Consider the following 19,962-nt stretch of genomic DNA (forward strand, 5'->3'; position numbering starts at 1 on the left):
GGGGGAGGCCATGCGGGTGGTGGATGCGGGTCCCGGCCTCGGGGGGATGGGCCGGGACCCGCGGCTCGTGGCGGGCGTCAGTGAATGGCGTCCTGAAGAATGGAGCCTTTCCTCAACTGCGGGCGGAAACGGCTTACCACCGGCGTCAGCCTACGCCTCATCCATCACGTTGATCCAGGCCCACCACGTGGAACCCCCGCTGAAACGGCTCTGTCCGCGGCATTCCAGCGTGTCCGAATGTGGCCAGACCATCTACTCCACATGCCTTGTGACCGGCGCAATTACTCCCCGTCAAAGCATTTTCAGAGCCCGGCCGCGCAATTCGGCGGAACGCGTCAGCGGGCGGGCGAGACCGGGTCGTTCACCGGGTGCGCGTCCGGGTCGAGGACGCGCTCGGCGATCAGGGTGATCTGCTCGCCCCGGGTCCGGAACACGAACCGGCGCCGCACCGACTGGGTGACCTTGCCGCTGCCGTACCGGACGACGGTGTGCTCGACCGCCTCCAGCGTGATGCGGTCCCCCTTCCGGACGGCGCGTCCTTCGTCGAGGCTCGTGCGGGCACCGGTGTAGGCGGGGCCGCCCTCGACGGGGGCGCGGTTGCGGTTCTCCAGTTCGCGGACGGCCCGTTCCTGGGAGCGCGCGAGCCGCGGGGAGATCCGGACGCCGTACACCTCGCGGGGCACGGCCGCGCCGTCACGAGGGTGCTTCTGGACGAGGGCCTGCGAGCGGTGCCGCAGCAGCGTGCTCGCGGCGATCGTGAGCTGCCGGGTGACGTCGGCGTCCACGACGGGGCTCTCCCGCCGGACGGTGGACGAGGGAGCCAGCAGGCAGGCGGCCAGGGCGACCGTCAGGCCGACCCGGGGCCACGGGCGAACCATCGGCCTCTCCCGCTGATAGGAGCCGAGCAGATCCGAGCCGAAGATTACACCCGCCGGCCGGCGGGCCGGTGCGGAACGGTCACCGGTGAGCACGTCCCCGGTCCCGTGCCCGGCGTGCGGCCGCAGACCGCCTGGCACGGGCGTTGCCGCGCAATAAGGAGGGGCTTACGAAAACCTGGAACGGCGGTTATCTAGACTGCGTGCGAGGTTGAGGGAGGAGACCCACGTGCGCAAGGTCCTGATCGCCAACCGCGGTGAGATCGCGGTTCGTATAGCCCGTGCCTGTCGCGATGCGGGGCTGGCCAGTGTGGCGGTGTACGCCGAGCCCGATCTGGAGGCGCTGCACGTTCGGGTCGCCGACGAGGCGTTCGCCCTGGGTGGGCGGACCGCGGCCGAGAGCTACCTGAACATCGAGAGGCTTTTGAAGATCGCCGCCGACGCCGGCGCGGACGCCGTCCACCCCGGCTACGGCTTCCTGGCGGAGAACGCCGATTTCGCGACGGCCGTGCAGAACGCGGGGCTCACGTGGATCGGCCCGCCGCCCGAGGCGATCATCGCGCTGGGCGACAAGGTGCAGGCCAGGCATATCGCCCAGAAGGTCGGTGCGCCGCTGGTCGCCGGCACCAAGGACCCGGTCTCCGGGGCGGACGAGGTCGTCGCGTTCGCGGAGGAGCACGGCCTGCCGATCGCGATCAAGGCGGCGTACGGCGGCGGCGGGCGCGGCCTGAAGGTGGCACGGACGCTCGAAGAGGTCCCCGAGCTGTACGAGTCCGCCGTCCGGGAGGCCGTGGGAGCGTTCGGGCGCGGCGAATGCTTCGTCGAGCGGTACCTGGACAAGCCGCGGCACGTCGAGACGCAGTGCCTGGCCGACAAGCACGGCAACGTCGTCGTCGTGTCCACCCGCGACTGCTCGCTGCAGCGGCGGCACCAGAAGCTCGTCGAGGAGGCCCCGGCGCCGTACCTGTCGGACGAGCAGGTCGAGCTGCTGTACACCTCGTCCAAGGCCATCTTGAAGGAGGCCGGGTACGTCGGCGCGGGGACGTGCGAGTTCCTCGTCGGCCAGGACGGGACGATCTCGTTCCTCGAGGTGAACACGCGCCTCCAGGTGGAGCACCCCGTCACCGAGGAGGTCACAGGGGTCGACCTCGTCCGGGAGATGTTCCGCGTCGCCGACGGCGAGGAGCTCGGGTACGGCGACCCGGAGCGGCGCGGCCACTCCATCGAGTTCCGGCTGAACGCCGAGGACGCCGGGCGCGGGTTCCTGCCCGCCGTCGGCACGCTGACCCGGTGGGAGCCGCCGACCGGGCCCGGGGTCCGGCTGGACACCGGCTACGGCGCCGGGCAGACCGTCCCGCAGGCGTTCGACTCCCTGATCGCGAAGCTGATCGTGACGGGGGCGACGCGCCGGCAGGCGGTCGAGCGGGCCCGCCGCGCACTGGCCGAGTTCGAAATCGACGGGATGCCGACGGTGCTGCCGTTCCACCGGGCGGTGCTGGACGACCCGGCGTTCGTCCCGGAGGGCGACGCGACGCCGTTCTCCGTCCACACCCGGTGGATCGAGACCGAGTTCGACAACCGGATCACGCCCTACGAGACGTCCGTCGCCGGGGACGAGGACGAGGGCGAGCGGGAGCGCGTCACCGTCGAGGTCGGCGGCCGGCGGATCGAGGTCGTCCTGCCCGCGGGTCTGGGCGCGTCCGCCGCCCAGGGAGGCGCCGCCCAGCCCGCCAGGAAGCGCGCGGGCAAGAAGGGCGGCGGCGCGCAGGCGTCCGGCGACTCGCTGGTCAGCCCCATGCAGGGCACAATCGTCAAGATCGTCGTCGAGGACGGCGCGACGGTGGAGGCCGGCGACACCATCGTGGTCCTGGAGGCGATGAAGATGGAGCAGCCGCTCACCGCCCACAAGGCCGGGACGCTCACCGGACTGGCCGCCGAGGTCGGCCAGACCGTCTCCGCGGGCGCCGTCATCTGCGAGATCAAGGACAGCTGAGCCCGCCTGCGAGGCCGGCGGGGCCACCCGGCCCGGTTTTGGGCAGGGGGGTTTCCGGTCTGGGGGGCGGCCACCATTGAACTCGGCCGCAAATAGGTCCTGCGGAGGAAGCGATCCCGGCTTCCACGTGGGCAGACTGGAGGCATGAGCACCGAGATCCGGGCCAACCAGGCGGCACGCCGGGGCGCCGTCTCGGCGATCATCGCCGCCGCGATCGCCGTTCCGGCGTTCGCCTTCACCGCCCCCGCACAGGCCGCCACGGAACAGCCCGCAACCACACGAGCAGTCGCAGCACAGACGGCCACCACGCGGATGGCCACCACGCAGACGACCGCGGCGCAGTCGACCACGGCGCAGACGACCGCGGCGCAGACCCTCGCCGCGCCGCCGGCCGCGCCCGCCGACACCGTCGGGCAGATCGCCAAGGGCCTCATCGACTCGCGGCTCCACGTGACGAGCGAGGCCGGTAACGCGCTGTCCCCGGCCGCCCAGAGCGAGGTCCGGTCCGCCCTGGCCGGCGCCGGCGACGCCGACATCCGCGCCGTGGTCGTCGGCAACGACATCACCAGGGACCAGGTCAGGCAGCTGCTTCCGGCCGTCGCGCAGCGCGTCGGCGAGGGCGAGACCTATGTCGCGATCACCGCCGACGGCGCCCGGATGGGCGCGATCTCCCAGAAGCTCGACCAGGCCGAGATCAACCAGCTGGTCACGCGCACCAACGGCATGCCGCTGGAGGACCGGCTGACCCGGTTCGGCGAGCTCGCCGAGAACAAGGTCGACGAGAAGGCCCGGTCGAGCGCGATCGGCGGGTTCGTGACCCTCGGCGTGCTCATCATGGTGGCCGCGCTGGTGGCGGCCGCGTTCCTCGTCTCCCGCAAGCGGCAGCGCACCCGGGCGGCGCAGGAGATGGCCGACCTCAAGAGCGGCGTGGAGGAGGACGTGACGCTCCTCGGCGAGGACATCGCCCGGCTGGACCTCAACGTCATGGACAAGGACCTCGACCCCGACATCCGCGCCGACTACGAACGCGCGATGAACTCCTACGACAGCGCCAAGACGGCGACCGAACGCGCCGTTCAGCCGCAGGACATGCAGGAGGTCACGACCTCGCTGGAGGACGGCCGCTACTACATGACAGCGACGCGAGCCCGGCTCTCCGGTGACCCCGTCCCCGAACGGCGTGCGCCGTGCTTCTTCAACCCGCAGCACGGGCCGTCCGTGAAGGACGTCACGTGGGCGCCGCCCGGCGGTGTCGCGCGTTCCGTCCCGGCGTGCGAGGCCGACGCCGACGCCGTCCTGCACGGGACGGACCCGGACGTCCGGATGGTGCCGTACGGCGGCGTCCGGCGCCCGTACTGGGACGCGGGCCCCGCGTACGGCCCCTACGCCGGCGGCTACTACCGCGGCTACGGTGGGATGGACCTGCTCAGCGGCATGATGATCGGCACCATGCTCGGCTCGATGATGGGCGGCGGGTTCGGCTACGGCGGCTACGGCGGCGAGGGCATGGGCGCGGAAGGCGGCGACATCGGCGGAGGCTGGGACTTCGGCGGAGGCGACTTCGGCGGGTTCGGCGGAGGCGGCGACTTCGGCGGGTTCTGAGCGGCGCGGACCGGGACCGTCGCGTCGGTGATGGAAACGAGGTTCGCGGCCACTCCCCAGGGCCGGACCGCCTCGTTGACGCGCCGGACCAGATCGGCGTCGTCCCCGTCGGCCATCAGGGACGGCAGGTCCGCCAGGTCCCGGTCCGCTATCACATCGCGCAGCGCGACCGCGGTGGTCGCCTGCGCGGCCGAGGACGGCGTATCCGCTGCGGACGCGTACCTGACGGGGTCGTCGGCCCCCATCATCGCGAGCGCCTTGACGCGGACGGGAACGCCGTCCCTGGTGGTGGCCTTGACCCAGATGTCGTGCGGCCGCATCCCCATGGGGACGCGCACGCCGGTGTCGGCGAGCGGGAGCAGGAACCGCAGCCCCGGCCCGCGGACGCCGCGCGTCCTCCCGAACCGCCGGACGACGAGCCGTTCGGACGCCCCGACCCGCCGGAACCCGGAGGCGATCACCATGGCCACCAGGAGCCCGGCGACGATCACGAACGCCGAGCGGGCGCTCAGGGGGCCGTCCTGTGCGACCAGGTTTCCCGCCTGCTGCCCCACCTCGGCCTCCCTTGGGTCGTCGCCGGTGTCCTCACCCTCCACCATGGGCGGAGGAACACCTCATCACCATCGGGGCGAGTGCTCATTTCGCGGGCGCGCACCATGCAGACGGAACACGTCCCGGGCCGGTGGCCGCCCTGCTCGGAGCCGCACTGAATGGACAACGACGGGCTTTGTGGGGTGACCTGGTTCCATGAGCGCGAGTGAGACCGGACCGGCGGCCGGCACCGACCCCGGGAGCCGTGACGCCGGGCCGGACGCCGGGCGGCCGCGGCGCCTGCCCAGGACGCCCGTGCCGGGCCTGTTCTGGCGCATCCTCGGAACCAACGGGCTCATCTTCGTGATCGGCACCGCCATCCTGGCCTTCGCGCCCGTCACGGTGTCCTCGCCGGTCCTGCTGAGCGAACTCGTCGTCCTGGCGATCGGCATCGCGCTGATGGTGGCGGCGAACGCGCTGCTGCTGCGGGCGAGCCTGGCACCGCTGGACGGGCTCACGACCCTGATGGCGCGCCTGGATTCGCTGCGCTCCGGCGACCGGCTCGCGACGACCCCGAACCGCGACCTGTTCCGGCTGGTCGACCACTTCAACGCGATGCTCGACCGGCTGGAGGCCGACCGCAGCATCAGCACGGCCGTGGTCCTGGACGCGCAGGAGGCCGAGCGGCGCCGCATCGCCCAGGAACTCCACGACGAGATCGGGCAGAGCCTCACCGTGGTTCTGCTGGAGCTGAAGTCGGTGGTGAACCGGGCGCCCGGCGAAGTGGCGGAGGACCTGCGGGGTGTCCAGGAACTGGTCCGGTCGAGCCTGGACGAGGTGGGCCGGGTGGCCCGCCGGCTGCGTCCCGGCACACTGGACGATCTCGGCCTGACCAGCGCGCTCAGCTCCCTCGCCGGGGACTTCTCCGGGACGGGCGGGCCGCGGGTGACGCGCCGCGTCCAGACCGGCCTGGACGACCTCGGGCCCGACGTCGAGCTGGTGATCTACCGGATCGCGCAGGAGGGCCTGACCAACGTGTGGCGGCACTCCGGCGCGAGCAACGCGGAGCTGTCGCTGGCACGCGACGACGGCGGCCGGGTGATCTTGCGGGTCGTGGACGACGGCTCGGGGCCGCCCGTCGAGCTCGGTTCCGGCATCCACGGGATGCAGGAACGCGCGATGCTCATCGGGGCGCAGCTGGACATCGGCCCGGCCGACGGCGGCGGCACCGAGGTCAAGCTCGTCATACCACCGCCGGGTGCGCGGCGCGGCCAGTACCCCGCCAGAACCTGAGCGCGGCCCCCGACAGGTGGGGCGGCGGGCGGGGCGAGCGGCGGGCGGGGGTCAGGGCTCGACGAGGCCGACGCGGATGGCGTACTTGGTCAGCTCCAGCCGGTCGCGCATGCCGAGCTTGCCGAGGATGTTCGCGCGGTGCCGGTCGACGGTCTTGATGCTGATCGTCAGCATCTCGGCGATCTGCTTGGACGAGTACCCCTCCGCGACCAGCTTGATGATCTCTTCCTCGCGTGGGGTGAGAAGGCTTTCGGGGCCGTCGCCGTCCCGGTCCCGGGCGAGGTACTCGCGGATCAGGGTGTTGACGGCGCCGGGGTACAGGAACGGCTCGCCCCGCATCGCGGCGCGGCAGGCGTGCAGCAGGTCGCGGTCCGCGACGGATTTCAGCACGTAGCCGGACGCGCCGGCCTTGAGCGCCTCGAACAGGTACTGCTCGTTGTCGTACATCGACAGGATCAGCGTCCGCACGGAGGGGAACCGCCGGGAGATTTCCCGGACGGCCTGGAGCCCCGTCATGCGCGGCATCGCGATGTCGAGGATCGCGAGGTCGACCTCGGTGCCGGCGCACGCCTCGATGGCCTCGGCGCCGTCGGCGGCCTCGGCGACGACGGTCAGGTCCGGTTCGGCGTCCAGGATCAGCCGGAGCCCGCGGCGCACCAGTGCATGATCATCGGCCAGCAGTATCCGGGTGCGGGTCTCCCGAGCGTGCACCGATCACCTCCGGTCTCGCCTCCATGGTAGGCAGATCCCAGCTCAGCCCGGACTGGGCGAACCACAAATACATGATTCCTCCTGGCCCATATGGGTGCCGGCCCCGATGCCGATGCGGTCCGCCGCCGCAAAGACTGGACGGTGTACGCAGAAAGGGGCGGACGCATGGCACAGCGATCGGGCACCGGACACGGTGCCCTGCCCAAGGCGCCGCGGAGGCCGTCCTGCGACAGGACCGCCCCCGGCGTTAGGAGGAGGAACCTATCAGCCCTGGGAACCAGGCTCTCCGGAAGCCGAAAGGAAACCATGCAAGCGCGGGACATCGCCGTACAGGTGCCGACCGTGACACTCGGCGACTCGATCGCCCACGCGATTCAGGTCATGGCGCTCGGCCGCCTGCCCGGACTGATCGTCGTGGACGAGGAGCAGCGCCCCCGGGTCGTCCTGCCCGGGACGCAGGTGCTGAAGCTGGCGGTGCCCGCCGCCTATCAGGAGGACCAGGCACTGAGCCGCACCGTGGACGAGGCGCACGCGGACGTGTTCTGGCACGAGATAAGCGACATGAGGGTCGGGGACTGCCTTGGAGCGCCCACGGCCCGCCCGGTCAGCGTCAAACCGTCCGCCACGTTGCTGGAGATCGCCACGCTCATGGCGCGGCACCGGAGCCCGCTGGTCGCGGTGGTCGACGAGGCAGGGCTGCTCGCCGGCGCGGTCATTCTGGACCGGCTGCTGTCGGCACTGGCGCTGACCAGGCCCGACGACTGAGGGACGCGCCGGCAAGAGGTACGCGCCCAAAAATCGCGCGCCCGCCGGGCGCACACTCCGACGGCACACCGTTCATCCGCATCCCGCTTGACGGCACCTCGCTCGACGGCGCGCAAGAAAGGGACGCGCCATGAGCGCCGTTGCCGCGCTCGCCATCTTCGTCGTGGCGTTCTTCTTCATCGCGACGGAGAAGATCGACAAGGTCAAGGTCGTCCTTGTCGCGGCCGGTCTGATGACGGTGCTCGGGCTGACCTCGGGCGCCGACGTCTTCTTCTCCGAGCACGCGGGAATCGACTGGAACGTCATCTTCCTGCTGCTCGGCATGATGATCGTCGTCGGCGTCATCAAGGGCACCGGGCTGTTCGAGTACCTGGCGATCTGGGCGGCCAAGCGCTCGAAGGGGAGACCGTACCGGCTGCTGGTGATGCTGATGGCCATCACCGCCGTGGCCTCGCCGTTCCTGGACAACGTCACCACGATCATGCTGGTGGCGCCGGTGACGGTGGTGGTCTGCAACCGGCTGCGCATCCCCGCCCAGCCGTACCTGATCGCGGAGGTGCTGGCGTCCAACATCGGCGGCGCCGCCACCCTGATCGGGGATCCCCCGAACATCATCATCGGCAGCCGCGCGGGGCTGACGTTCAACGACTTCCTCGTGCACATGACGCCGATCGTGGTGATCATCTTCATCACGTTCGTGGTGATGTCGCGGTGGATCTTCCGCAAGTCGTTCACGTTCGACGAGCGGTACGTGGCCGAGGTGATGGCGCTGGACGAGCGCAAGGCGATCACCGACCACAAGCTGCTCGTGCGATGCCTCATCGTGCTGGGGCTGATCATCGTCGGGTTCTCGCTGCACTCGGTGCTGCACGTGGAGCCGTCGATCGTGGCCCTCATCGGCGCGGGCGTCATGCTGCTGGTCACGAAGGTCGAAGTCTCGGACGTCCTCAAAGAGGTCGAATGGGGCGTCCTGGTGTTCTTCATGGGCCTGTTCGTGATGGTGGCGGCCCTCGGGCACACCGGCGTCATCGAGAACATCGGCACCTGGGCAGCGGACACGATCGGCGACAACTACTTCGCCGCCGCCACCGCGCTGGTGTTCGGATCCGCCGTACTGGGCGCGTTCTTCGACAACATCCCCTACACGGCGACGATGGCGCCGATCGTGGAGGGGATGGCCGCCGGGGCCGACCCGCAGACCGCCGACGCGCTGTGGTGGTCGTTCGCGCTCGGCGCCGACTTCGGCGGGAACGGGACGGCCGTCGCCGCGAGCGCCAACGTCGTCGCGATCGGCATCGCCGCCAGGACCGGTCACCCGATCAGTTTCTGGCAGTTCACCCGCTACGGGGTGGGCGTCACGGTCGTCAGCACCGTGATGGCGTGGGCGTACGTGGCCCTGCGCTACTTCTGAGCGGCACGCCGCACTTCCAGCGGTCCCGTCGCTCGACCGAGTGGCCGGGCACGTCTCTCAGTAGGCGTGCTCGGCCATCAGGCGGCGGGACGCCTCGGTGATGCTGCCCGACAGCGACGGGTAGACCGCGAACGTCTGGGCCACCTGGTTGACGGTCAGGTGTTGCTGGACGGCGATCGACACGCCCAGGATCAACTCGCTCGCCCGCGGCGCCACGATGACGCCGCCGAGGACGATCCCGGTGGACGGGCGGCAGAACAGCTTCACGAAACCGTCCTCGAAGCCCTGCATCTTGGCCCGTGCGTTGGTGAACAGCGGCAGCATGACCGTCCGGGCGTTGACGTCCCCGGAGTCGACCATGTGCTGCGTCACGCCGACCGACGCGACCTCGGGGTCGGTGAAGATGTTGGACGCGACCCAGCCGAGCTTCAGCGGCTGCACGGCCTCGCCCAGCGCGTGCCACATGGCGATGCGTCCCTGCATGCCGGCGACCGACGCGAGCATCAGGACGCCGGTGCAGTCACCGGAGGCGTAGATGTGCGGGACGGACGTCCGCGACACCTTGTCGACCTCCACGAAGCCGCGCGCGTCGCATTGGACGCCGACCTCCTCAAGGCCGATGCCCGTGGTGTTCGGCACCATCCCGACGGTCATGAGGCAGTGCGTGCCCTCGACCTTCGTCCCGTCCTCCAGCGTGACGATCACGCCGTTGCCGGATCGCTCCACGCCCGCCGCCCTGGACCGCGACATGACGTTCATCCCGCGCCGCAGGAACACCTCCTGCAGGACGGACGCGGCGTCGGCGTCCTCGGTCGGCAGGATCCGGTCGCGCGACGACACCAGCGTGACCTTCGATCCCAGCGACAGGTAGGCCCCGGCCAGTTCGGCGCCCGTCACACCGGACCCGACGACGATCAGGTCCTCGGGCAGTTCCGGCAGGTCGTAGAGCTGGCGCCAGTTCAGGATGCGTTCGCCGTCCGGTTCGGCCCCGGGCAGCACGCGCGGCGTCGCGCCGGTCGCGATGAGCACGATGTCGGCCCGGATGCGCCGGTCGCCGACGGCGACGACATGCGGCTCGACCAGCCGCGCCTCACCACGGACGATCTTGACTTCCTCGTAGGCGAGCCGTTCCGCCACGTCGAACGACTGGGCCCGCGCGAGGTCCTTCACGCGGGTGTTGACGGTGGCGAGGTCGGCCTCCAGGGCCCCGACGATCCCGTCCGGGCCGCCGTTGAAGCGCAGGCCGAGGCCCGCCGACTCGGACATGACCGAGATCCGGGTCGAGGTGGCGATGAGCGTCTTGGAGGGCACGCAGTCGGTGAGCACGCAGGCGCCGCCGGGGCCGTCGCGTTCGACGACGGTCACGTCGGCGCCGAGCTGCGCCGCGACGAGCGCGGCCTCGTAACCGCCCGGGCCTCCTCCAATGATCACGATGCGGGTCACATCTTCCATTCTTTCCTACTCCCGGCAGTGAAAAGTCCCGCAGCGGACCGGTTTCCGCCGCACATCCGCGGGACGGCCGGTGGCGGCGCCTCATTTCGGTGCCGGCCGCCGAATACCCGGATACGCGCGGCCCGCAATCCGCGCTTCACCCCGGTCGCGGCGCGCGCGTGAGTTAGCCTTGGCCAACGTGGCACTGTACGCGGCGTACGCCTCCAACATGGATCCCGAGCAGATGGCGAGCCGGGCTCCGCATTCCCCCATGCGCGGCACCGGCTGGCTGGCCGGGTGGCGGCTGACCTTCGGGGGGCAGGACAAGCACTGGGACGGGGCCCTCGCGACGGTCGTCGAGGACGGTTCCGAGCAGGTCTTCGTCGTCATGTACGACGTGCCCGCCTGGGACGAGAAGGAGCTCGACGCCTGGGAGGGCGCCGCGCTCGGCGTCTACCGCAAGACCAGGGTCCGGGTGGAGACCCTCGACGGCGACGTGCTGTGCTGGCTGTACGTCCTGGACGACTACGAGGGCGGGCTCCCGTCCGCGCGCTATCTCGGCATCCTCGCGGACGCGGCGGAGAAGGCCGGCGCACCCGACGACTACGTCAAGGACCTGCGCACCCGTCCCTGCAAGTCGCTGGGGGACTGACCTCCGGGCGGCACGGCGGGGGCGCGGCGATCACGCCTGTAGTGTCGGCGATGTGAGCAACGACGCTTTTGCACTGGCGAGGAGCGCCGCGGACGAACTGCGCGCCCGCACGTCCATCGACTCCTTCGACGTCGCCCTCGTGATGGGTTCCGGCTGGGTCCCCGCCGCCGACGCGCTCGGCGAGCCCGCCGCGGAGCTGCCGGTGACGGACCTGCCGGGGTTCGCGCCGCCCGCCGTCGAGGGCCACGCGGGACGCATCCGCGTCGTGGAGGTCGGCGAGCACCGCGCCCTGGTGTTCCTCGGCCGGACGCACCTGTACGAGGGACGCGGCGTCGACGCGGTGGTGCACCCCGTCCGGACGGCGCTCGCCGCCGGGGTGAGGACGATGGTGCTGACCAACGCGGCGGGCGGGCTGCGGCCCGAGCACCAGCGGATCGGCGACCCGGTGCTGATCACCGACCATCTGAACCTGTCGGGCGCGAACCCGCTGACCGGCGCGACGTTCCTCGATCTGACGGAGGCGTACTCGGCGCGGCTGCGGGCCCTCGCGAAGGAGGCCGACCCGTCGCTGTCGGAGGGCGTGTACGCGGCGTTCCGCGGCCCGACGTACGAGACGCCCGCCGAGATCCGGATGCTGCGCACGCTGGGCGCCGACATGATCGGGATGTCGACCGTCCTGGAGACGATCGCGGCACGGCAGGGCGGCGCGGACGTCCTCGGGATCTCGCTGGTCACCAACATCGCGGCCGGGCTGTCGGACGAGCCGCTCGACCACGAGGAGGTCCTCGCCGCGGGACGCGCGTCCGCCGGCCGCATGGGCACCCTGCTCGGCACCGTCCTGACCAAGCTTTGAACTCGTGGGCCGTGGAGAAGACCAAGGTATGAGCGATCTTCGCGCGCAGGCGGAGGAGTGGCTGGCGCAGGACCCCGACCCGGGCACCCGCGCCGAACTCCGGACGCTCCTGGACGAGGGCGGCGACCAGGCCCTCGCCGACCGGTTCGGCGCGCGGCTGGAGTTCGGGACGGCGGGGCTGCGGGGCGAGCTGGGCGCCGGGCCGAACCGGATGAACCGGGTGACGGTGATGCGCGCCGCCGCCGGGCTCGCCGCCCGCCTCCCCCGCGGCGGCCGGGTGATCATCGGATTCGACGCGCGGCACGGCTCGCGGCGGTTCGCCGACGACACGGCGGCCGTGCTCAGCGGCGCGGGCCTGCGGCCGGAGGTGTTCGCCGACCCGGTGCCGACGCCCGTCCTGGCCCACTTCACCCGGACGTTCGATGACATCGTGGCGGGCGTCATGGTGACGGCCAGCCACAACCCGCCGCGCGACAACGGCTACAAGGTGTACTGGGCCGACGGGGCACAGATCGTCCCGCCGCTGGACGCGGAGATCTCCGCCGCGATCGACGCCGTCGGCCGCGTGGACGAACTGCCGCTCGGCGAGCGGTGGCCCGTCCACGAGGACGCCGGCCTCTACCTGGACGCGGTGTCGTCGCTGCGGCTCGGCGACGACCGCGACATCTCCGTCGTGTACACGCCGATGCACGGGGTGGGACGGGACATCCTGCTCCAGGCGTTCGACAGGGCCGGATTCCCCGCCCCGGTCGTCGTTCCGGAGCAGGCCGCACCCGACCCGGACTTCCCGACCGTCGCGTTCCCGAACCCGGAGGAGCCGGGCGCGCTCGACCTGGCGCTGCGGCTGGCGGACGCCCGCGGCGCCGACCTCGTGATCGCCAACGACCCCGACGCGGACCGCTGCGCGGTCGCCGTCCCGGTCCCGGACGGCGGCGGCTGGCGGACGCTGACCGGGGACGAACTCGGGGCACTGCTCGCCGAGCACGTCCTGCGGCACACCACCGGTGACGACCGCCTGGTCGTCACCACGATCGTGTCGTCGTCGCTGCTGCGCTCCATCGCGGCGGCGCACGGGGTCCGGTTCGCCGAGTCCCTCACCGGCTTCAAATGGATCATGAAGGCGGGCGGCGCGGGCCACCGGCTCGTGTTCGGCTATGAGGAGGCGATCGGCTACAGCGTCGGCGACGACCGCGGTGTGCTCGTCAACGACAAGGACGGCATCGCCGCCGCGCTCGCCGTCGCCGCGCTCGCCGCCGGCGCCCGCCGCGACGGCCGCACGCTGCTCGACCTCCTGGACGACCAGGCCCGCGAACACGGCCTGCACGCCACGTCCCAGCTGTCCATCAGGATCGACCGTCCTCCAGCCCCCACCCGCCACCATTCAACGGACGAGCTCCGCTCGGACGACCGTCCTCCAGCCCCCACCCGCCACCATTCAAAGGACGAGCTCCGCTCGGACGACCGTCCTCCAGCCCCCACCCGCCACCATTCAAAGGACGAGCTCCGCTCACCCTCGTCGCTGATCACGGCCATGATGACCCGCCTGCGCGCCGATCCCCCGGCCCGGCTAGGCGGACGGCCCGTCACGTCGTTCGACGACCTCTCCCACGGTGTGGACGGCCTGCCGCCCACCGACGGCCTGCGTTTCCGCCTGGACGGAGGCTCACGGGTGGTCATCCGCCCATCGGGGACGGAGCCGAAACTCAAGTGCTACCTGGAGGTCGTCCTCCCCGTGGACGACGACATCGCCACGGTCCGCGCGCGCGCCGCCGCAGAGTTGGACGCCCTCCGCGCCGACCTCTCCGCGACCCTCGCGTGACGGCGTCTGGGGAACGCGTCTCGTGTGACGCGTCTCAGGTGACGGCGCCCACGATGGCGAGCACGACCAGCACCGCCGCCGGAACCGCCAGCGACGCCACCGCCGGGACGGACCATCGCACCGTCCCCCGCACCGGCTCCCCGCCCGCCGCCGACTTCGCCTTCCCGGACTCCGCCTTGGCCGCGGCGGCCTTGTCCGGTGCCCCCGACCTGGTCTTCGGACGCTGACGGTCGAGGATCTCGTTCAGACGCTGCGCCGCGTACGCCGCCGGCGTCCGCCCCCGCAGATCGATGCCCGGCGTCTTGCTCTCCTCCTTGCGGGCACGGGCCTCCGCCTTGGCCTGGGCGCGCGGCGACGTCTGGTGAACCCAGGCCCGCGTCTGCAGCTCCGTCCCGTCCGGGCCGGTGAACCGCACCGCCACCGCGTTCCCGCCCTCGATCCCGCGGACCGCGCCCCACGGCACCCGGGCCTCCCGCAGCGGGTTGCGGACCGTGACGGCCTCATCATCCCCGACGATCGCGGGCCGTAGGCCCACCGTGTACGCGATCCCGCAGCCCAGCAGCAGCACCATGCCGATGCCGAGCGTCATCAGCGAATAGTCGGCTTCGCCGGTGATGCCGATCGCCAGGTCGGCGATGTTCAGCGCCGCGAACACCAGCCACGCGTACGCCGCGACATGCCCGCCGGTGGAACGAATGGTCATGGCTCGATCATGCCAGGGGCCGGGCGCCGCTCCACTTGAGCTGCGCGAAACCGGGCTTGATCACCCCGTTGATCAGTTCGAGCCGCTCGTTGAACGGCGCGAACGCCGACTTCATCGCGTTCACCGTGAACCACTGCAGATCGTCCCACCCGTATCCGAACGCCTCGACGAGCTGCGCGAACTCGTTAGACAGCGTCGTCCCGCTCATCAGCCGGTTGTCGGTGTTCACCGTGACGCGGAAGCTCAGCCGCCGCAGCAGCCCGATCGGATGCTCCGCGATCGACTTCGCCGCGCCCGTCTGGATGTTGGACGTGGGGCACATCTCCAGCGGGATCCGCTTGTCCCGGACATAGTCGGCGAGGCGCCCCAGCCGGGCGTCCTCCCCCTCCACCTCGATGTCGTCGATGATCCGCACCCCGTGCCCGAGCCGGTCGGCGCCGCACCACTGGATCGCCTGCCAGATCGACGGCAGCCCGAACCCCTCACCCGCGTGAATGGTGAAATGCGCGTTCTCCCGCTGCAGGTACTCGAACGCGTCCAGGTGCCGGGTGGGCGGGTACCCGGCCTCGGCGCCCGCGATGTCGAACCCCACGACGCCCGCGTCCCGGTACCGGACGGCCAACTCGGCGATCTCCATGCTCCGCGCCTGGTGCCGCATCGCCGTCACCAGCGTCCCGACCCGGATCCCGAAGTCCTCGCGGCCCCGCGCGAACCCGTCGAGGACGGCCTCGACGACCTGTTCCAGCGACAGGCCCGCGGTGAGGTGCTGCTCGGGCGCGTACCGGACCTCCGCGTAGACGACCCCGTCGCCGGCCAGGTCCTCCGCGCACTCGTACGCCACCCGCGTGAGCGCCTCGGCGGACTGCATCACCCCGACGGTGTGGGAGAACGTCTCCAGGTAGCGCTCCAGCGACCCGGAGTTGGCGGCCGCCTCGAACCATTCCCGGAGATCGTCCGCGTCGGTGGCCGGCAGGTCCGTGTATCCGGACTCTCGCGCGAGGTCCACGACGGTCCCGGGCCGCAGCCCACCGTCGAGGTGGTCGTGCAGCAACACCTTCGGCGCGCGCCGAATGTCCTCAGAAGTCGGCCGAACGTTCATCCCTAGACGCTACCCGCCTCAGGGCTTGCGTGCGACGCCGACGAACGCGTCCATTTCGGGCGGCTCCTCCGCGTACGGCGCGGGCCTGCCCCAAGCCCCGGGCCCCTGGACGGACGGGCCGCCCGGCCGGCACTTCCTCATGCCCCCGGGCGGTCCGAGGCGGACTCAGGCCTTGGCGTACTCCTCCATGCCGCCTCCGAAGTCGAGGGCCACGCATGGCTCGTCCCCGACGACCCAGGCGTCATGGCCGGGTGCCACGGCGAAGACGTCTCCGGGCCCGACCTCGCCCTCGGAGCCGTCCTGCATCCGAATGCGCAGCCGCCCCTGGATGATGTAGCCCTTGTGGTCCGCTTCGCACAGGTCCGTGCCCATGATGTCCTTGAGCGACTCCGTCCAGCGCCATCCGGGCTCGAACGTCGCCTTGCCGAACAGAAGGCCCGGCAACTGGACGGTCTCCAGGTGTCCTCTTGGGAAGTCCCTTCGATCGTCCGGCTTCTCGATGCTCTTGATCTCCGTCATGATGGGTCCCCCTTTCACCATCACCTTTCACGCTCGCACCACCCCTGACCAGCGTCAAGAGGCATCACGGCCGGTCTGCCCGGCTCCCTGGCCGGGGGACGGCCCGGACGTACCCCGGCCGGTGGCGTCAGCGGCTCAGGCGCTGGTAGCGGCGGACGGCCAGGGGCAGGAAGACCGCGGTGATGACGATCGGCCAGACGATCGCCATCAGCAGTGCGTTCTGCTCGATCCAGGTGCCGCCGACGGCCGCCGGGTTGCCGAACAGCTCGCGGGACGCCGTCACCGTGGAGGAGACCGGGTTCCACATCGCGATGGCGCCCAGCCAGTCCGGCATGAGGGACGGGGCCACGAACGCGCTGGAGATCATCGCGAAGGGGAACGCGACGGCGAACAGGCTTCCGGCGGCCTCCTCGTTGGGCACCAGGAGGCCGAGGAGCACGCCGATCCAGATCAGCGCGAAGCGGAGCAGGAGGAACAGGCCGAAGGCGGCGAGGGTGCCGAGGACGCCGGCACTGGAGCGCCAGCCGATCGCCAGTGCCGTCAGGGCCAGGACGGTGAGGTCGAGGGTCGCGCCGATCAGGTCGCCGACGCCTCGTCCGGTGACGACCGCCGAGGGCGCCATCGGCATCGAACGGAACCTGTCGGTGACGCCGCGCGCGCTGTCGTAGACGACGACGTACGCCGTGTTCATGAAGCCCATCGCCATCGTCATGCCGAACATGCCCGGCATGAGGAACTCGCGGTAGTCGCCGCCGCCGGGGACCGACATCGCGCTGCCGAAGACGTAGCCGAACAGCAGCACCGAGACGATGGGGAATCCGAGCTGCCAGGCGATGTTGCTGGGCTGCCGGACGTAGTGGGTCAGGCCGCGCAGGACGATCGTCCAGCTGTCGGCGGCGGCCCAGTAGAGGCGCGTGCCGAGTCCGTCGTCGGCGGCCGCCATGCTTTCGGCGCTCACGCTTGCACCCTTTCCTTCGCGTCTTCCTTCTCGTCGTCGGCGTGGTGTCCGGTGAGGCGCAGGAACACCTCGTCCAGCGTGGGACGCCGCAGCCCGATGTCCTCCACGTCGACGCCGTCGTCCTGGAGGGTGCGGGCCACCTCGGTCAGCGCGGCCACGCGTTCGGCGACCGGCGCGTGGACCCGCGCCGCGGCCTCGTCGATCCGCGGCTCGGCGGACGCGACGCGGGCGACCACGGCCGCCGTCGCGGGCAGCGTCGCGGGGTCGCGCACCACCACCTCGATGCGGTCGCCGCCGATCAGCTGCTTCAGCGACCGGGGGGTGCCGTCCGCGATGACCCTGCCGTGGTCGAGGACGGCGATGCGCCCGGCGAGCTGGTCCGCCTCGTCCAGGTACTGCGTGGTCAGCAGGACGGTCGTGCCCTGCGCGACCAGCGACCGGACCGACTGCCACACCTCGCTGCGGCCGCGCGGATCGAGCCCGGTGGTCGGCTCGTCCAGGAACAGGACGTCCGGCGCCAGGATCATGCTGGCGGCGAGGTCGAGCCGTCGGCGCATACCCCCGCTGTACTCCTTGAGCCCCTTGTCGGCGGCCTCCACCAGGTCGAACCGCTCCAGCAGCTCGTCGGCGCGCTCCGCCGCCCGCTTCTTGCCGAGGTGGAACAGCCTGCCGAACATGCGCAGGTTCTGCCGCCCCGTCAGGACCTCGTCGACCGCCGCGTGCTGCCCCGCCAGCCCGATCCGCCGGCGGACCTGCCGGGCCTGGGTGGCGACGTCCAGCCCGGTCACCTCGGCCCGCCCGCCGTCCAGCCGGACGAGCGTGGCCAGGATGCGCACGGCGGTGGTCTTTCCCGCGCCGTTCGGGCCGAGCAGGCCGTACACCATGCCCTTCGGCACGGCGAGGTCGAAGCCGTCGAGCGCGTGTTCGTCTCCGTAGTTCTTGCGGATCCCCTCGGCGAGGATCGCGTCGTCCGCCATGCCGCCTCCCATTCCGGACTCACTTTGGGTACACCATACACTAATACGCGTACACCATACTCGAAGTAGGGACGATAGCGTCTGTACTGCGGCACCGGCCGGTGCCGCACAGGCCGGAGCAGGGCGAACGATGACGACGGAGCACGGCGGCGAACGCGACCTCGGACGGAGCCTGGAGCTGCTGTGGGGCGACCGGACCCGCCCGGCCCGCGGACGCCCGCCCACGCTCAGCCTCGACCGGATCGTCGCGGCGGCCGTCGAGGTCGCCGACGAACTCGCCGAGACCGAGGGCCTCGAAGCGCTGTCCATGCGCGTCATCGCGACCCACCTGGGCGTCGGGACGATGTCGCTCTACCGCTACGTCCCCGGCAAGAGCGAACTGCTGGACCTCATGCTCGACCACGTCATCGACGTCCCCGAGCAGGACGGGGAACGCGGCTGGCGGGAGATCCTGACGGCCGAGGCCCACCACCACTGGCGGCTGTGCATGGACCACCCCTGGTACCCGTTCGTGGACCAGAGCCGCCCGCTCCTCGGCCCCAACGGCCTGCGCGGCCTCGACCGGCTACTCGGGCTGCTGCGTCCCGTCGGCATCGACGACCGGGCGCTGATGATGATGATCGGCGTCCAGCACGACTACGTGGACGGCGTCGCGCGCAGCTACATCAACGAACGCCGCGCCGAGAAGCGGACCGGCGTCAGCAACGAGGAGTTCTGGCAGGCCCAGGCCCCGGCCCTCATGGACGCGATGAACAGCGGCGCCTTCCCGACCATGGCCGCCCTCGCCGACGACACCTTCGACTTCTCCTACGAGCAGCTCTTCGATTTCGGCCTGACCCGCCTCCACGACGGCTTCGCGTCCTTCATCGACAAGCCCCGCTGATCCGCCGGCTCGCCAGGGCACGGCAGGCGCCGCCCGCGCTACCGCAGGCGGCCAACTCCACCGACGATCGTCCAGGGCAGTTCCGGCAGGACGGCCGCGCCGCCGCCGGAACCGGAACGCCACTCCCGCACGTCGACCAGCCCGGGGTCGAGCAGGTCGAACCCGTCGAAGAACTCCCCGATCCCGGCCCGTGTCCGGGGTGTGAGCGGCGCGCCCGAGGCGCGGAAACCCCGCTTCGCCGCCTCCATGACCTCGCCGGGCGACTCGCTCGCCGTGTGCGAGAGGACCAGGTGGCTGCCCGGGGCCATCGCCGCGCGCAGCCGGGCGACGATGCCGTGGGGGTCGTCGTCCGGGCCGACGAAGTGCAGGATGGCCACCAGGAGCACGGCCACGGGCTCACTGAAGTCGATCAGGTCGAGGACCTCCGGATCGGCCAGGATCTCCTCCGGCCGGCGAAGGTCGTGTTCGGCGACCCGCACGGTGTCAGCGGTGCTCAGGAGGGCCCGCGCGTGCGCCACGACGACCGGGTCGTAGTCCACGTAGACGACGCGGCTGTCCGGAGCGACCGCGTGTGCCGCCTGGTGGACGTTCTGCTGGGTGGGCAGGCCCGTCCCGATGTCGATGAACTGCCGGATGCCCTGTTCGGCGGCCAGGAACCGCACCGCCCGGCCGAGGAACTCGCGGTTCGCCCTGGCGGTCAGCGGAGCCGTGGGGTTCGCTTTGACCATCTCCTCGCCGACGCGCCGGTCCGCGAGATAGTTGTCCTTGCCACCGAGCATGTAGTCGTAGATCCGGGCGCCGTTGGGGACGGCGGCGTCCACGCCTTCTGGGGACTCTTCCACTTCGGCCACGAGGCACTCCCTGATCAGTTGAAAACGATCCTAGAA

Annotated in this window: 19 protein-coding genes; 9 read left to right on the forward strand and 10 right to left on the reverse strand. The window is 71.3% G+C overall.

Annotated features, from left to right (window positions below; genetic code table 11):
- Positions 1–335: 335 nt before the first annotated feature.
- Complete coding sequence (locus ACGFK0_RS33420) at positions 336–878, reverse strand: hypothetical protein (protein WP_392912263.1); 543 nt, start codon at positions 876–878, stop codon at positions 336–338.
- A 226-nt stretch (positions 879–1,104) separates the two neighbouring features.
- Between ACGFK0_RS33420 and ACGFK0_RS33425 the strand changes: the two genes are divergently transcribed.
- Positions 1,105–2,868 (forward strand): acetyl/propionyl/methylcrotonyl-CoA carboxylase subunit alpha, encoded by a 1,764-nt coding sequence (locus ACGFK0_RS33425; RefSeq protein ID WP_392912265.1) that lies wholly within the window; start codon positions 1,105–1,107, stop codon positions 2,866–2,868.
- Between the two features lie 144 nt (positions 2,869–3,012).
- Positions 3,013–4,470 (forward strand): hypothetical protein, encoded by a 1,458-nt coding sequence (locus tag ACGFK0_RS33430; protein ID WP_392912268.1) that lies wholly within the window; start codon positions 3,013–3,015, stop codon positions 4,468–4,470.
- On the opposite strand, the gene ACGFK0_RS33435 is transcribed toward ACGFK0_RS33430, so the two are convergent.
- Positions 4,359–5,069: an SPFH domain-containing protein gene (locus tag ACGFK0_RS33435; protein ID WP_392912270.1), complete on the reverse strand. Its 711-nt coding sequence runs from the start codon at positions 5,067–5,069 to the stop codon at positions 4,359–4,361. The two genes, ACGFK0_RS33430 and ACGFK0_RS33435, sit on opposite strands and share 112 nt — an antisense overlap.
- A 148-nt stretch (positions 5,070–5,217) precedes the next feature.
- Between ACGFK0_RS33435 and ACGFK0_RS33440 the strand changes: the two genes are divergently transcribed.
- A complete protein-coding gene (locus ACGFK0_RS33440) occupies positions 5,218–6,294 on the forward strand; it encodes a histidine kinase (RefSeq protein WP_392912272.1) in 1,077 nt (358 codons plus the stop codon).
- Between the two features lie 51 nt (positions 6,295–6,345).
- Here the strand turns inward: ACGFK0_RS33440 and ACGFK0_RS33445 are convergent, their stop codons facing one another.
- Positions 6,346–7,005: a response regulator gene (locus tag ACGFK0_RS33445; protein WP_392912274.1), complete on the reverse strand. Its 660-nt coding sequence runs from the start codon at positions 7,003–7,005 to the stop codon at positions 6,346–6,348.
- A gap of 306 nt (positions 7,006–7,311) precedes the next feature.
- On the opposite strand from ACGFK0_RS33445, the gene ACGFK0_RS33450 reads away from it, so the two are divergent.
- Together ACGFK0_RS33450 and ACGFK0_RS33455 are read left to right on the forward strand one after the other, a co-directional pair.
- Positions 7,312–7,770 carry a CBS domain-containing protein gene (locus tag ACGFK0_RS33450; RefSeq protein WP_392912276.1) on the forward strand — a complete coding sequence of 153 codons (459 nt, stop codon included), beginning with the start codon at positions 7,312–7,314 and terminating at the stop codon, positions 7,768–7,770.
- Between the two features lie 130 nt (positions 7,771–7,900).
- On the forward strand, positions 7,901–9,181 hold the full coding sequence (locus ACGFK0_RS33455; RefSeq protein ID WP_392912278.1) for an SLC13 family permease: 1,281 nt from the start codon (positions 7,901–7,903) through the stop codon (positions 9,179–9,181).
- A gap of 57 nt (positions 9,182–9,238) precedes the next feature.
- Here ACGFK0_RS33455 and ACGFK0_RS33460 read toward each other — a convergent pair whose 3' ends face one another.
- Entirely contained in the window at positions 9,239–10,624 is a 1,386-nt protein-coding gene (locus ACGFK0_RS33460) for an NAD(P)H-quinone dehydrogenase (RefSeq protein ID WP_392912413.1), read from the reverse strand.
- Between the two features lie 187 nt (positions 10,625–10,811).
- Between ACGFK0_RS33460 and ACGFK0_RS33465 the strand changes: the two genes are divergently transcribed.
- The 3 genes from ACGFK0_RS33465 to ACGFK0_RS33475 are packed head-to-tail and all read left to right on the forward strand — an operon-like array spanning position 10,812 to position 13,936.
- A complete protein-coding gene (locus tag ACGFK0_RS33465) occupies positions 10,812–11,264 on the forward strand; it encodes a gamma-glutamylcyclotransferase (protein ID WP_392912280.1) in 453 nt (150 codons plus the stop codon).
- A gap of 52 nt (positions 11,265–11,316) precedes the next feature.
- Complete coding sequence (locus ACGFK0_RS33470; RefSeq protein ID WP_392912282.1) at positions 11,317–12,117, forward strand: purine-nucleoside phosphorylase; 801 nt, start codon at positions 11,317–11,319, stop codon at positions 12,115–12,117.
- A gap of 28 nt (positions 12,118–12,145) precedes the next feature.
- Positions 12,146–13,936 carry a phospho-sugar mutase gene (locus ACGFK0_RS33475; protein ID WP_392912284.1) on the forward strand — a complete coding sequence of 597 codons (1,791 nt, stop codon included), beginning with the start codon at positions 12,146–12,148 and terminating at the stop codon, positions 13,934–13,936.
- A gap of 34 nt (positions 13,937–13,970) precedes the next feature.
- Here the strand turns inward: ACGFK0_RS33475 and ACGFK0_RS33480 are convergent, their stop codons facing one another.
- From ACGFK0_RS33480 to ACGFK0_RS33500, 5 genes are all read right to left on the reverse strand, one after another.
- Positions 13,971–14,639: a PH domain-containing protein gene (locus ACGFK0_RS33480; protein ID WP_392912287.1), complete on the reverse strand. Its 669-nt coding sequence runs from the start codon at positions 14,637–14,639 to the stop codon at positions 13,971–13,973.
- A 7-nt stretch (positions 14,640–14,646) separates the two neighbouring features.
- Positions 14,647–15,738 carry an adenosine deaminase gene (locus ACGFK0_RS33485; RefSeq protein ID WP_392912289.1) on the reverse strand — a complete coding sequence of 364 codons (1,092 nt, stop codon included), beginning with the start codon at positions 15,736–15,738 and terminating at the stop codon, positions 14,647–14,649.
- A gap of 165 nt (positions 15,739–15,903) precedes the next feature.
- Positions 15,904–16,257 (reverse strand): cupin domain-containing protein, encoded by a 354-nt coding sequence (locus ACGFK0_RS33490; RefSeq protein WP_392912291.1) that lies wholly within the window; start codon positions 16,255–16,257, stop codon positions 15,904–15,906.
- Between the two features lie 127 nt (positions 16,258–16,384).
- Entirely contained in the window at positions 16,385–17,215 is an 831-nt protein-coding gene (locus ACGFK0_RS33495) for an ABC transporter permease (protein WP_392912293.1), read from the reverse strand.
- Positions 17,212–18,192 carry an ATP-binding cassette domain-containing protein gene (locus ACGFK0_RS33500; protein ID WP_392912295.1) on the reverse strand — a complete coding sequence of 327 codons (981 nt, stop codon included), beginning with the start codon at positions 18,190–18,192 and terminating at the stop codon, positions 17,212–17,214. Before ACGFK0_RS33500 ends, ACGFK0_RS33495 begins: the two co-directional genes overlap by 4 nt.
- Before the next feature lie 130 nt (positions 18,193–18,322).
- Between ACGFK0_RS33500 and ACGFK0_RS33505 the strand changes: the two genes are divergently transcribed.
- The gene (locus ACGFK0_RS33505; protein ID WP_392912297.1) at positions 18,323–19,075 is read left to right on the forward strand and encodes a TetR/AcrR family transcriptional regulator; all 753 of its coding nucleotides are present in this window, start codon (positions 18,323–18,325) and stop codon (positions 19,073–19,075) included.
- A gap of 38 nt (positions 19,076–19,113) precedes the next feature.
- Here ACGFK0_RS33505 and ACGFK0_RS33510 read toward each other — a convergent pair whose 3' ends face one another.
- The gene (locus ACGFK0_RS33510) at positions 19,114–19,926 is read right to left on the reverse strand and encodes an SAM-dependent methyltransferase (RefSeq protein ID WP_392912300.1); all 813 of its coding nucleotides are present in this window, start codon (positions 19,924–19,926) and stop codon (positions 19,114–19,116) included.
- Positions 19,927–19,962 lie beyond the last annotated feature (36 nt).

The sequence above is a fragment of the Spirillospora sp. NPDC048823 genome, assembly GCF_043198445.1.
Lineage (GTDB): Bacteria > Actinomycetota > Actinomycetes > Streptosporangiales > Streptosporangiaceae > Spirillospora.